The following is a 13,849-nucleotide window of genomic DNA, read 5'->3' as shown; positions in this document are numbered from 1 at the left end:
CTGTCTTGGAAGAATATTCTTTTTTTTGTTTTATAGGCTTTGTTTATGATGGTGCAATAGGGACTTTATACGATGAAAAATGAAGCAAAAAAATAAAAATGAGGAATGATCTGACGCTTTAAACCTTAAGGGCAGAAAAATTAAGATCTTTCTTTCAAATAGTTGGGATGAATATTAGACAAATATTTTAGATAAAGAGTGGGAAAAATATTTCTAACAAAAATTTTGAGGGAATTCTTAAAGCTCTATTTACTAAAATAGAGCATACTTTCTCATCATTTCTTGTGATTCTTTTCAAAAAGGTTAATGAGGGGTAGGCATTTGTGAATACGAAGGGGCATACGAACGACCAGGTTGCCAATCAGGTTCGGAGAGATCAACCTTCTTCTTTTATTAAGCAGAAGGGGAGAGTGGATACGCCTGTGGAAGTAACAATGTCGGATATTGCTCAAAAATTACGTACTGTTTATGCACAAATGCAAATGAAACATTCATCCCGTCCTTTGAATCCGCAGGGAGTTGTCGAAGAACATTTTAAATCTTACTTAGATGATATTAGTCGGGCCATTTTGGCTGAATATTATATTCGTCGCCAAAGGGAAAAGAGAATTTTTGAGTCTTTAGAGCAGATTAAGACACTTGTTCAAAGTTTACAGAGTGAAAAAAAAAGCTTAAAAGAAGCTGCGATAACACGACAGATGCCTCATTCAAAATTATCTGATTCTGTTGTACAGAAACTTGCTCAGATGGAATGTGAAGAAAATCAAGAACGCTTATTCCTGCAAAAGGTGCAAAATTTTTCAGGACAAAACAGTATAAGTTCCCTCCAAACAAATGCTGAAAATGTGTTACAGCAAGAAAATAAAAGTTCTCTGCCCAGTGATGCACCTTTGCCCAGAGATGCTTTGAAGTCTTCTTTTAAAAAGACTGAAGAAGCAGCGGAGCATATTGTGATAGAAGAGAAGGGTATGGAGGTTCCAACATCTAACCATTGCTCAGTATCTCATCATTGTCTTGAGAATGATTTTTCTCCTACCTTAAAAGCACAGTCTCGCAGATATCTCTCTTTTTTATCTTATTTTGTAAAAAACAGTGTCCTTTGTTTTTTAACCGTTGCATTTATAGGTGTGATAACGTTATGTTTTTATAGCTTTTTAAAAGGAGCGCGTTTTTTTTAGCTTGTACGCTGTTGATGTTAATAGATGTGAAATGTATTGCGCATTCGTAATTGTACGAAAGCGATAACGATTGAAATTATCCTTTTAAACACGCAATAGAGATTATTGGACAAAGGGGATAAGTTGGAGAAAGATTCTCCAATTGTTAAAAGCCTCAGATTATCTTAAAGGTTCTGTCTGTGAGTATTTATTTGCCAATTGCTGAAATGTCACTCAATATGCTGATCTTGATTGGTATGGGAGTCATTGCTGGTTTTTTTTCAGGTCTTTTTGGTATTGGTGGGGGGTTTCTCATCACGCCTTTATTGATTTTTTATAATATTCCCCCTGCTATTGCGGTTGGAACAGGAGCTAACCAGATGATTGCATCATCTGTAACGGGGGCGATTACACATTTTAGACGACGGACTCTTGATATCAAGCTTGGTATTCTTTTGGCGATTGGAGGAGGGGTTGGTTCGTTAATCGGGATTGCGATTTTTTCTGTTTTGAAAAAGTTAGGTCAATTAGACCTCATGATTTCGCTTCTTTATGTGATTCTTCTTGGAAGTATAGGAAGCTTGATGATTGTTGAAAGTTGGTATGATATGATGCGCAAGCGTAAGGTGGATAAGGCCAGTGTTCGTCTTGTAGGTCGCCATCGACATAACTGGATTCATCGCTTACCGTTAAAAATGCGTTTTCGAGCATCTATGATCTATGTTAGCATTATTCCAGTGTTAGGGATTGGTCTCATTGTAGGGTTGTTGTCTTCTATTATGGGAATTGGTGGGGGTTTTTTTATGATCCCTGCATTGATTTATTTGCTGCGTGTTCCAACCAGTGTTGTGATAGGGACTTCACTTTTTCAGATTACATTTGTGTCTTCTTTCACGACAATTTTGCAAAGTATAACTCATCAATCCGTTGATATTGTCTTGGCTTTTTTGTTAATGCTTGGAGGAAGTATTGGTGCACAATATGGAACTCGGGCTGGACGGAAGTTAAAGGCTGAACAATTGCGTATGGCTCTTGCATGTTTGGTGTTGATTGTGTGTATGCGTCTTGCTTTTCAATTATTTGTACGCCCTGATAATCTTTTCTCTCTGGATATTCTTATGAGATAAAAATGGGTAAATTGTTTTCTTTATGCATCATTGCAAGTTGCTTTTGTTTTATTTCTTTTTCTACATGGTCACATGTTGGGACGACAGAAAAAACATTTATTGATCAAATTGATCACGAAACTGTCCAAATTATTGTAACAACAAATACAATTACGGTGGATACAAATTTTGCTGGTCGTGATCTCTATATTGCTGGTGTTTTAGAAAATATTGATCCATTATATTCTCAACAGAACCGTTATGATGTTATTGTAAGCTTGGAAGGACAAAACCGCCCAATGGTCATGCGGGAAAAAAAACGCAATGCTGGCGTATGGGTTAATACGGATTCCCTTATTTTTAAGAATGTTCCTCTTTTTTACTCTATGGTCACAACGCGTGAGATTGATGATATTACCAGCATTGAAGATTATAAACGTTTGGGGTTAGGGATACCCTATTTGCCATTGCAGACAGATGAACAAGATCAGAAAAAAGTACAAATCTTTCGTGATGAACTTACAAAACTGCAAAAAGCTAAAAGCCTTTATTATGAAGAAGTAGGCGGTGTTCGTTTTGGTTCTGATAAACTTTTTACAGCACATTTTCGCTTACCCGCCAATATTCCTGTTGGACATTATAAGGCTCGTGCTTATCTTTTTCGTGATGGACAGTTTATTGATAGTGCAACAACGACTCTTGAAATTGTTAAGGCGCATATTGCTTATACAATTTTCTATGCGGCGCACAACTATCGTTTTCTCTATGGTATTGTTGCGGTGATTATCGCTGTAAGCACAGGATTTTTATGTCGTTTTATTTTTCGCAAAGACTAGTGCAAGAAGAATATTTAAGGCGTTTATTTTTTATGAAAAATGCGTAAGACAAGAAAAATAGGCACAACAATAATAGCTCCCATCATGGTTATGTGGAAGAAATTTGTAAGCGTTATAAATCCTGTTTTCCATAAAGACTGAAGAAAATCTATTATTTTCTGTATGAGGTTGTGAGGTGTCCATCCAAAAAATTTCATTATAACACCCATGGAGAATGAAAGAATAAGTAACTTGAGACTAACACGGCTGAATGTTTCTTTAAGAAATACATGAAAAGAATTTGACATTTTTTTCTTTCGGCTCATTTAAATATACTTTCGAATCTTTAGAGTTTTTTTGTATTATCATTGGACAGTAATATTGTTAGCATAAAGAAAAAACATTTTCTCACTTTTTTCACCACTTTTGTACTGGTGTAATGTCGATGCTTATCGTTGAAATACACACGTGTTCTATTGTATTTTTGGCGGTATTTTCATGGCACTTTTTTTTATTAAATGAAAAAATCCTTTTCTTCTAATAAGTTGTAAGGGAATTTTTAGAACATTCTGGTATTTTGCATTAGAGTGAAAGTTTTCGTCCGTTGAAGATTTTATAACGGGTTTATTATTATCCCCTGTATAAAAATAATATTTCAAGGAAATTTACTTAAAAAAAGACTATCTATTCTAGTAATGCTGTGCTTATATAGGTATTATATTTAGATATTTCAACCTTAGTGAATTGAAAAGATATTTTTTGCTGAAAAATACAAGCAATGAATTGGGTGTTGTTAAAGGAGCAGTGGGATTAAAACAGGATGTTGAAAAAAGTTTTTTCTGTACGAGAACGTGAGTAAATATCAGGGTTTTATGGTGCGCGTGCTCTTTTTACTTTGAAATAAGATATAATGAGGAGCTTGTTATTGAGTGGAGAATTAAAAGTTCATTTTGTAGAAGGCGGAGAGGTGCTCAATATTAAAAATGGGTGAATTTTTCTGTTTTGTTGAAAGAGCAAGCTGTTATTAAGGCTCTTTATTATTAAGGTGCTTGAGCTAACAGGAGGAGTGCTTTGATGACGGAAAAAACGCTAGAAGAAAAAAGAAGAGATGAGCTTACTTGACAAGAGAGAAAGAGTTTCTGTCTTAATATTTTAAATGGTAGACGTTGTTATATCATCAGTAGATTTTGTTATCGGTTATGCCATTTATTTATATTAAATTGTTTTTCGGCGCATATCGGTGCGAGGGGTGGCTTATGAGTGTGGCAGGAAGAGCAGTTAGTCAAGGAGTGCTATTTGAATTTTTTAAACCTTTGTTTCTCAGAACCTATAGTTCACCTTATTTTACACGTTCTTATTGCGTGGGAATTATATAATAAACATTAAAAGGAAAAGTCTATGAACTTGAAAAGAAAAATATTGAAAAATAGCGGTTCTCTTGTTTCTGTTCTTATAGCACTGGGGATGGTTGTACAGCAAGTTGCAGCAAAAACACCGACCGATACCCTTGTGATGGCTTGGAATCTCGATGCGGTTAGTACGTTTGATCCGGCTCAAATTAATGATGTTTATGGGAGTGAAATTATTGGAAATGTTTGTGATAATTTGGTCAGTACTGCGACAGATGATCCAACGAAAATAGTTCCAGCTTTAGCAACACACTGGGATATTTCAGGGGGTGATCACAGTACGGTAATTACTTTTCATTTGCGTGATGGTTTGAAGTTTAATGATGGTAGAGCAGCCAACGCTAATGATCTTGTTTGGGGGATGAAGCGGATTGTCAAATTAAAAATGGCTGATGCGGCAACTTTTAATGAATATGGCATTACAGAGAAAAATATTGATGATGCTTTGCAAGCGCCTGATGAAAAAACAGTGGTGATGAAATTTGATAAGCCTTATCCAGCAGAGCTTATTCTTAATAATGTTGTTGCAAACCATGTAACGGCTTTGCTTGATCGTGAGACCATTATGAAGCATGAAAAAGATGGCGATCTGGGCAATCAATATTTGAAAACACATGCGGCTTGTGTTGGTCCTTATGAGTTAAAAAGTTGGCGCCCTGGAGAAGCTCTTTTGTTGCGAGCAAGCTCTCATTATTGGGGAGATGCACCAAAATTGAAGCAGATACTCATTCGTCATGTTGCAGAACCTGGAACACAACGTTTATTGTTGCAAAAACATGATATCGACGTTGCTCGTAATTTGACCCCTGAAGATCTTGCAGATCTACAAAAAACAACAGATGTTAAAGTGGAAAAGGTGTTAGTGCCAACCATGATGTACTGGGGATTCAACATGACAAATCCCATTTTTGCTAAAGAAAAAGTACGTTTGGCGATGCGCTATCTCATAGACTATGAAGGTTTTGGTAAGAAGCTTCTCAAAGGTGTTGGTATTCCACGGGCAAGTTTTATTCCTCTTGGTAACTTTGGGGCTTTGGATGAAAAAGAAGGGCAACCCTTTAAACTTGATATTCAAAAAGCCAAGAAACTTTTAGCAGAAGCTGGTTATCCGAATGGCTTTGAAGCAAATTTTCTCGTCTCAAATACTCCTTATACTTTAGCTCTTGCTCAGTCACTCCAAGATAGTGCAGCACAGGCGGGTGTGCATCTTAAAATTGAACGTGTGGCAGGGACACAGTTGTTTTCAAAGGTAGATGCCCGAGCTTTTGATACGACTTTTATCGGATGGAATAATGATTCTACGGATCCGCATACAATGGCTTTACGTCTTGTTTATAATCCGGATAATCGGTTTGAGGCAAAAAATACAGCCTATCCTAGTTGGACGCATGGGTATTTTGACGCAGAAATGAATCAAAAAGTTGAAGAGGCTTTATTTCAAAAAGATCCACAAAAACGGGCACAACTCTATGCTGATTTACAACGTGAATTGATGCAAAAAGGCCCTTATGCGTTTATCTATCAGAAATATAGTGTTATCGCGATGACATCTGATGTCAAAAAATGGGTTTGGAATAGTGCGCCGCGTATTTTTTATAGTGCAATTGAAAAATAGGTGTGTCTTCAATGCTCTCAAATAAATAAAGAGTATTATCATAATATATTCGGCGTTTTGTATAAGTTTTCGAGTTTTACAATACGTCGAATTTATGGATGAGGGGTGAGTATATTGTTGAATCTCTTTTCAAGGCCTTCTATGAAGAGTTTTTTCTCATTGAGGGTGTGTTTGTGGGGATATTAAGACTGAAGATTTTAACTTCTCTGGATTGAAAAGGGGCAATTTATTTGCTGATTATTTCCTGAAAAAGTCAGTGCAGCCAATGTTGTATGGTTTAATATTACTAAAGGATAAGAGGATTTACATGTTGAAGAAAAAATTCTTTATGAAAGTATATTGGGAGGGGGTGGAATATTAGTTCTTTATGTTGTCCATCTTTTCTTTGCTTTGAAAGATGATGAGATGACAATTGGAAGGTATTGTTTTACAGTGAGTGAGGCAAAAACTTGAAGAAGGAATAAAAGTCGTTGTGCTTAGCAAATTAACGAAATTTTCTGTTTTACCAGAGTTTCAAATTCTTATGAAGGCTCTTTTTATTAAGGGACTTGAGCTAACAGGGGATACTTTGATGACATTCAAAAATGTTAGAAGAGACAACCTTTCTCAGTAAGAGAGAAAAGGAATCTTAATCTTATAGATTTCAATCGTAGACATTAAGAGATCATGAATGGCTCTGTTATTGGTGGGGGCATCGTATATCAGTGTGTTTTCTTTTGTATGGTTTGGTTTACAAGTATGGACAAGAGGAATGATGAACAAGAAGGTTTTGGGGAAAGGTTTTAAAGCTTTATCTTTCGGTGCTTATGGTTCGTTCCATTTTATTACTTTGCGTGTTTTTGCGATGTGGGAAATTTATATAATAAACTTTAAAGGAAGAAATCTATGAATTTAAAAAGAAAAATATTAAAAGGGAGTAGTCCTTTTGTTTCTGCTCTTATAGCTTTGGGGATGGTTGTACAACCAGTTTCAGCAAAAACACCGACCGATACCCTTGTAATGGCTTTGAATCTTGATTCAATTGAGACTTTTGATCCTGCGCAGATCAATGAACGTTATGGCAATGAAATTATTAGCAATATTTGTGATAATTTGATCGATTCTGCAACAGACGATGCTGCTAAAGTTGTTCCTTCTTTGGCAAAAAGTTGGGATGTTTCGGATGATGGCAAAGGGACAGTGCTTACTTTTCATCTGCGTGATGGTCTGAAATTTAATGATGGTCGTCCTGCTGGTGCCCATGATCTTGTTTGGAGTATGAAGCGGATTGTTAAGTTAAAATTGTCTGCAGCGGCAATGTTCAACGAGTATGGAATTACGGAACAAAATGTTGATTCTACTCTCCAAGCCCCAGATGATAAGACCGTGGTGATGAAATTTGATAAGCTTTATCCAGCACAGCTCATCCTTAGCCATATGGTTACACTTCGTCTTGCTGCTTTGCTTGATCGTGAGACAATTATGAAACACGAACAAGATGGTGATATGGGCAATCGCTATTTGGCAAGTCATGCGGCTTGTGTTGGTCCTTATCAGTTAGTGAACTGGCGTTCTGGAGATGCGATTTTGTTGCGGGCAAGCTCTCATTATTGGGGAGAGGAACCCAAGTTGAAGCAAATTCTCATTCGTCATATTGCAGAGCCGGGTACACAACGTTTGTTGTTGGAAAAACACGATATTGATGTGGCTCGTAATGTAACGCCAGAGGATATAGCCGATCTTCAAGCAACAACAGATATTAAAGTCGAAAAAGTGTTGGCACCGTCCATGATAATATGGGGCTTCAATGCAACAAACCCCATTTTTGCCAATGAAAAAGTACGTTTAGCGATGCGCTATCTTATCGATTATGACACTTTAGGAAAGACTCTTCTTAAAGGTGTTGGTATTCCACGGGCAAGCTTTATTCCCATTGGGAATCTTGGGGCATTGGATGAAAAAGAAGGACAACCCTTTAAACTTGATCTTCAAAAAGCTAAGCAGCTTTTAACGGAAGCAGGTTATCCGAATGGTTTTGAGGCTAATATTTATGCAGGGACTTCTCCCTATCCTTTTGCTTTGCCTATTGCACAGTCTATTCAAGATAATGCAAAAAAGATAGGTGTGAACTTTAAGATTGAACATTTTGTGGGGACACAGTTGTTTTCAAAACTTTATGCACGCAGTTTTGATACAATTTTTGTTGGATGGAATAACGATTCTGCGGATCCTCATACAATGGCTTCACGTCTTATTTTTAATCCCGATAATCGGTTTGAAGCTAAAAATACGGGTTACCTTAGTTGGTGCCTTGGGTATTTTGATGAAGATATGAACAAAAAGGTAATGGAAGCCTTGTTTGAAAAAGATTCACAGAAGCGGGCGCAAATGTATGCTGATTTGCAGCGTGAATTTATGCAAAAAGGACCTTTTGCCTTTGTCTATCAGACATATAGCATTATCGCTATGACACCTGATGTCAAAAAATGGGTGTGGAATAGTGCACCACGTATTTTTTATAATGCCATTGAAAAATAAGCATGTTTTCAATGTTGTAACATAACAATGAATGTAAAGACGATATCTTCGATGTTTTGTGCAGGGCTTAAAAGCTTTACAAAATATCGAAGTTTATCGGTAAAATGCATTACAGAATATTTTAACATACTCTTTTTAAAAGAAGGGCTATGCATTTTATGAAAAATCCTATATATAGGTATTAGGATTGGAGATTTCAATCTTAAGTGAAGTAAAAAATAATAAATTTATTTGTTCAAGAAGCGGGCATACCGAATATAAGCAGAATTTAGTATTTTTTAGAAAAAGCGGGGACCTTAAAATGTGCTGTTGAGAAGAAATTGGGTTATGTGCAGGTGCATTGGGGGAATATGAGGTTATTGTGGAGCGAATGCTTCAAATTTACCATCTTTCCTTAAAAATGATGAAATGCTGAAGATCGCCCAGAGATTCTCCTTTGTGTATGGGGGCATGGAAGCTCAAATTTCCTTGTGGGGAAGGAGAGGAGTGGCCATTGTTGGGGTAAACTATGCTTGTGGGGATTATCAAGGTATCAAAGGGTGATTGAGGTTTGAAAGCAACTGAAGTCAGTGCTCCGAAGGTTCTTTTGGGAAAATCACAAAAAGATTTTTAAAGCAGAAGTTTTGTTTGATGCGATAAAGAAGATCTTTGGCTTGTATCTTCAAAGTTACAGGTGTTGTGACATCGCCCATAGATGCTGTCATTTGTGGTATCACTCATCGTTTATCAGATCATTTTCCGTTGTCTCTTTTGTTTTAGCCTACCAATATCGCTCTCAAGCGGTGGTTCTTGCTGTTTAAAGGGTTTGATATTTTGTCTTGAGGAGCTGTGTTTTAAAAGCCTGGTCTTTTTATTTTTGCACGTTTTTATTGCGTGAGGAATTTATATAATAAACTTTAAAGGGAAAAACCTATGAGCTTAAAGAGAAAAATATTAAAAGGGAGCAGTCCTTTTGCTTCTGTAATTATTGCTTTTGGGATGTTGGTGCAACCAGTTTCAGCAAAAACACCGGCCGATACCCTGGTGATGGCTTGGGATCTTGATGCAATTAGTAATTTTGATCCTGCGCAGCTCAATGATCGGTATGGTGCTGAAATTGTTGTCAATGTTTGTGATAATTTAGTCGATTCTGCTAAAAATGATGGAAGTAAAATTGTTCCTTCTTTGGCAAAGAGTTGGGATGTTGCAAGCGATGACCAGAGTACGGTGATTACTTTTCATCTACGCGATGATTTGAAGTTTAATGATGGTCGGCCTGCTGGTGCTCGTGATCTTGTTTGGGGGATGAGGCGAGTTGTCAAATTGAAGCTGTCTAATGCAGCAACTTTTAATGAATATGGTATCACAGAACAAAATGTTGATGAGGCTTTTCAAGCACCCGATGAGAAAACGGTGGTGATGAAATTTGATAAACCTTATCCAGCAGAGCTTATTCTGAGCAATATTTCCACTAATCGTACTGTTGCTTTGCTTGATCGTGAGACACTGATGAAACACGAACAAGATGGTGATATGGGTAATCGCTATTTGGCTAATCATGCTGCTTGTGTTGGTCCTTATCAGTTAGAAAGTTGGCGTCCTGGAGAAGGAATTTTATTGCGGGCAAGTTCCCATTATTGGGGAGAGGCACCCAAATTAAAGAAAATCTTAATTCGTCATATTGCAGAGCCTGGAACACAACGTTTGTTGTTGGAAAAACACGATATTGATGTGGCTCGTAATTTGACACCAGAAGATATAGCTGATCTTCAATCAACAACAGATATTAAGGTTGAAAAAATATTGGCTCCATCTCTGATTGTCTGGGGTTTCAATGTGACAAATCCTATTTTTGCCAATGAAAAGGTACGTTTGGCGATGCGCTATCTTATCGATTATGACACTTTGGGAAAGACTCTTCTTAAAGATGTTGGTATCCCACGGGCAAGCTTTATTCCTCTTGGTAATTTTGGAGCTTTGGATGAAAAAGAAGGGCAACCCTTTAAACTTGATCTTAAAAAAGCTAAGCAGCTTTTAATAGAAGCAGGGTATCCGAATGGTTTTGAGGCTAATATTTTTGCTGGAAAATCTCCTTATCCTTTTGCTTTGCCTATTGCTCAGTCTATTCAAGACAATGCAAAAAAGGTAGGTGTGCGCTTTAAGATTGAACATTTTATCGGTACGCAGTTGTTTTCAAAACTTTATGCCCGCAGCTTTGATACAATTTTTATAGGATGGAATAATTCTTCTTCTGATCCTCATACAATGGCTGCACGTTTTATTTTAAACCCTGATAATCGGTTTGAGGCTAAAAACACAGGCTATCCTAGTTGGTGCCATGGCTATTTGAATGAAGATATGAATAAGAAGGTGAAAGATGCCCTCTTTCAAAAAGATCCACAGAAGCGGGCGCAAATGTATGCTGATTTGCAGCGTGACTTCATGCAAAAAGGTCCCTATGCTTTTATCTATCAGACATATAACATTGTTGCTATGACACCTGATGTGAAAAAATGGGTGTGGAATGGTGCACCACGTATTTTTTATGCTTCCGTTGAAAAATAAACCTATTTTCAATGTTATAACTTATAAAAATACGATCACGATATCTTCGACGTTTTGCATAGGATTTAAAATTTTTGCAAAACGTTGAAGTTTATCGCTAACAAATCGATCTGTTGTATAGGGAAGGCTTTCTCAAGATATAGCTCTTTTAGAAAGATATTTTTTTTCTCATTAAATTTTTATGGATGTTGAGATTGAATATTTTCACTGTCGTTGATAAAATTCTGGATGAAATAATCAGCATATTTTAAACCTTGATGATTTTAGTCATCAGTTTGAGACTAAGGATAGAGGCTGTTTTCTCACTGCTACCGCGGATATGGGGTGAAGCGATAAGTTAAAAAATTAAAGATGCATTGTTTTGAAAAGAACCACAAAATAGGCGTAAAGAATTGAAGAATGGTAAGTTTATTTGGTGAAAAGACAACTGCAACGAATGTTGCAGAATTTACTGTTTCCGAAATAGCAGGTGCTTTAAAGCGTGTTGTGGAAGAAAAGTTTGGGTACGTACGGGTACGTGGGGAGATCTCGGGTTACCGCGGTGCTCATGCTTCGGGACATGCTTATTTTTCCTTAAAAGATGATAAAGCGCGGTTGGAAGCTGTTATTTGGCGCGGGTTTATGGAAAAGCTCAAATTCCCTCCTGAAGAAGGGATGGAAGTTGTTGCTGTCGGCAAGCTTACGACTTATCCAGGGTCATCGAAATATCAAATTGTCATTGAAGCTCTTGAACCAACAGGGGTTGGTGCTTTGATGACTCTTCTTGAAAATCGTAAGAAAAAATTTGCAGAAGAAGGCTTATTTGATGAAGCAAAGAAAAAGCCTTTGCCTTATATGCCTCGAGTTATAGGTGTTGTAACATCACCAACGGGGGCTGTTATTCGTGATATTATTCATCGTATATCTGATCGTTTTCCGTTGCATATTTTGGTTTGGCCTGTCCGTGTTCAAGGGGAAACAAGTGGGAGTGAAGTGGCTGCTGCTGTTGAAGGTTTTAATGCACTTTCTTCAGGAGGACCAGTTCCAAAACCTGATCTGCTTATTGTTGCACGGGGAGGAGGAAGTTTAGAAGATTTGTGGGGGTTTAATGACGAAGCTGTTGTTCGTGCTGTTTATGCTTCTGAGCTTCCCGTTATTTCTGCTGTTGGGCATGAAACAGACTGGACTTTGATTGATTATGTCGCTGATTGGCGTGCGCCAACCCCTACAGGAGCCGCAGAAAAGGCTGTCCCTGTTAAGCTTGATCTTGAAGTGAGTGTTGCGTCACTTGGGGCACGTTTGCGTAAAGGACTTGCACGTTCTTTTGATTTTCATCAACAAAAGCTGCGTGCAGCTAGACGAGGTCTTCCTAGTGTCGACCAACTGTTCGCTCTACCGCGGCGTGGTTTTGATGAAATTTCAAGTCGGTTACAGCGTGCTCTTTGTGTGAGTTATGATAAAAAACGTTTTTCTTTTCATGCCCTTCATCTCCGTCTTTCGCCTCGTTTGTTAAAGAGTGAAAAAGCACATCGCTATACAAAGGAATATACGGCACGCCTTCATCGTGCTTTTATGCGTAGTATAGAAAAACAATACGCGGCGTTAGAGTTGGCATGTAGACTTTTAAAAAGTACTTCTTATCAGAATATTTTAGAGCGTGGTTTTGTTTTGGCTTTGGGGCAAGATCATAAGCCTATTAAACGGTTGGCACAATTTCCTGAAAATGGACAAATAAATTTACGCTTTTTTGATGGAGATATCTGTGTTGCAACACAAGAGCCTGCTTCCTCGACACGTTCAAAACACAAGAAGATAAAATCGCCAAGTGATGACCAAGGAACGCTCTTTTAATATGGTAAATGTGGTGCTTGATAAAGGACTTCTTAAGGGGAGGGATGGAAAAGTTCGTTGCGCATGGGCAGGAACGGATCCACTTTATTGTGCTTATCATGATAACGAATGGGGAAAACCTGTTTTTGAGGATATCCCTTTGTTTGAAAAAATTTGTCTTGAAGGTTTCCAAGCGGGGCTTTCTTGGTTTACGATTTTAAAAAAACGTTCTTCTTTTCGAGAGGCATTTGATCACTTTAATTTTGAAAAAATCAGTCATTATAATGCGCTAAAGGTGCAAACATTGATGCAGAATAAAGGCATTGTTCGTCATCAAGGAAAAATTCGATCAGTGCTTAATAATGCCTTGAGAGCACAGGAAATTATAACCGAGTGGGGGAGTTTATCCCACTATTTCTGGTCTTTTCAGCCCCCACAATCGGAGCGTTATGAAAAGATAGATTTTCAAACATTGTTGGAAAACCCCATCACTCCAGCTTCTCTTCGCCTTTCTCAAGATTTAAAGAAGCGCGGCTGGACGTTTGTTGGTCCCACGATTTGTTATGCTTTTATGCAGTCTGTAGGGATTGTCAATGATCACCTTGAAGGGTGTTTTTGTCGATAAATTGGTAAAACTTCTGTCATAAGAGCAGTGATTGATAGGATAAGCATCGAATTGTTTCATAAATGTGTGATTACACAAACTCCATTATATAAGATAATTGAAGCATACAAATGATACAATAGTGGTGATTTTTTTAATTATTGTTGGTCATCAAAAGGATAAAAGTATACTTTTGAGAATGCAAAAACAAATGCAAAAAAGAGTAATATCTTAACTATTCTGTATCTGAAGTTAGATAAGGAGGATGTTTTA

General features: G+C 37.4%; 10 protein-coding genes. 9 read left to right on the top strand and 1 reads right to left on the bottom strand.

Features of this window, described 5'->3' with window-relative positions:
• Positions 1 to 323: 323 nt before the first annotated feature.
• The 3 genes from D1092_RS06485 to D1092_RS06475 all read left to right on the top strand — a co-directional run bounded on the left by D1092_RS06485 (position 324) and on the right by D1092_RS06475 (position 3,099).
• A complete protein-coding gene (locus D1092_RS06485; RefSeq protein WP_120122686.1) occupies positions 324 to 1,178 on the top strand; it encodes a hypothetical protein in 855 nt (284 codons plus the stop codon).
• Positions 1,179 to 1,357: 179 nt separating this feature from the next.
• Positions 1,358 to 2,284 (top strand): sulfite exporter TauE/SafE family protein, encoded by a 927-nt coding sequence (locus D1092_RS06480; protein ID WP_120122685.1) that lies wholly within the window; start codon positions 1,358 to 1,360, stop codon positions 2,282 to 2,284.
• Between the two features lie 2 nt (positions 2,285 to 2,286).
• Positions 2,287 to 3,099, top strand: a complete 813-nt coding sequence (locus tag D1092_RS06475; RefSeq protein WP_120122684.1) for a TIGR02186 family protein — start codon at positions 2,287 to 2,289, stop codon at positions 3,097 to 3,099.
• Between the two features lie 23 nt (positions 3,100 to 3,122).
• On the opposite strand, the gene D1092_RS09860 is transcribed toward D1092_RS06475, so the two are convergent.
• Positions 3,123 to 3,404 carry a DUF6460 domain-containing protein gene (locus tag D1092_RS09860; RefSeq protein ID WP_120122683.1) on the bottom strand — a complete coding sequence of 94 codons (282 nt, stop codon included), beginning with the start codon at positions 3,402 to 3,404 and terminating at the stop codon, positions 3,123 to 3,125.
• Positions 3,405 to 4,476: 1,072 nt separating this feature from the next.
• On the opposite strand from D1092_RS09860, the gene D1092_RS06465 reads away from it, so the two are divergent.
• The 6 genes from D1092_RS06465 (at position 4,477) to D1092_RS06440 (ending at position 13,597) form a co-directional block, all read left to right on the top strand.
• The gene (locus D1092_RS06465; protein ID WP_120122682.1) at positions 4,477 to 6,102 is read left to right on the top strand and encodes an ABC transporter substrate-binding protein; all 1,626 of its coding nucleotides are present in this window, start codon (positions 4,477 to 4,479) and stop codon (positions 6,100 to 6,102) included.
• Between the two features lie 670 nt (positions 6,103 to 6,772).
• Positions 6,773 to 6,991: a hypothetical protein gene (locus tag D1092_RS06460; protein ID WP_120122681.1), complete on the top strand. Its 219-nt coding sequence runs from the start codon at positions 6,773 to 6,775 to the stop codon at positions 6,989 to 6,991.
• Entirely contained in the window at positions 6,988 to 8,619 is a 1,632-nt protein-coding gene (locus D1092_RS06455; protein WP_120122680.1) for an ABC transporter substrate-binding protein, read from the top strand. The genes D1092_RS06460 and D1092_RS06455 overlap by 4 nt, the downstream gene beginning before the upstream one ends.
• Positions 8,620 to 9,531: 912 nt before the next feature.
• On the top strand, positions 9,532 to 11,163 hold the full coding sequence (locus tag D1092_RS06450; protein WP_120122679.1) for an ABC transporter substrate-binding protein: 1,632 nt from the start codon (positions 9,532 to 9,534) through the stop codon (positions 11,161 to 11,163).
• A gap of 399 nt (positions 11,164 to 11,562) precedes the next feature.
• Positions 11,563 to 12,993 (top strand): exodeoxyribonuclease VII large subunit, encoded by a 1,431-nt coding sequence (gene xseA / locus D1092_RS06445; RefSeq protein WP_120122678.1) that lies wholly within the window; start codon positions 11,563 to 11,565, stop codon positions 12,991 to 12,993.
• On the top strand, positions 12,971 to 13,597 hold the full coding sequence (locus tag D1092_RS06440; RefSeq protein ID WP_120122677.1) for a DNA-3-methyladenine glycosylase I: 627 nt from the start codon (positions 12,971 to 12,973) through the stop codon (positions 13,595 to 13,597). Before xseA ends, D1092_RS06440 begins: the two co-directional genes overlap by 23 nt.
• Positions 13,598 to 13,849: the final 252 nt, after the last annotated feature.

This window comes from Bartonella krasnovii, assembly GCF_003606345.3.
In the GTDB taxonomy this organism is placed as follows: Bacteria; Pseudomonadota; Alphaproteobacteria; order Rhizobiales; family Rhizobiaceae; genus Bartonella; species Bartonella krasnovii.
This window is presented reverse-complemented; position numbering and strand designations above follow the sequence as displayed.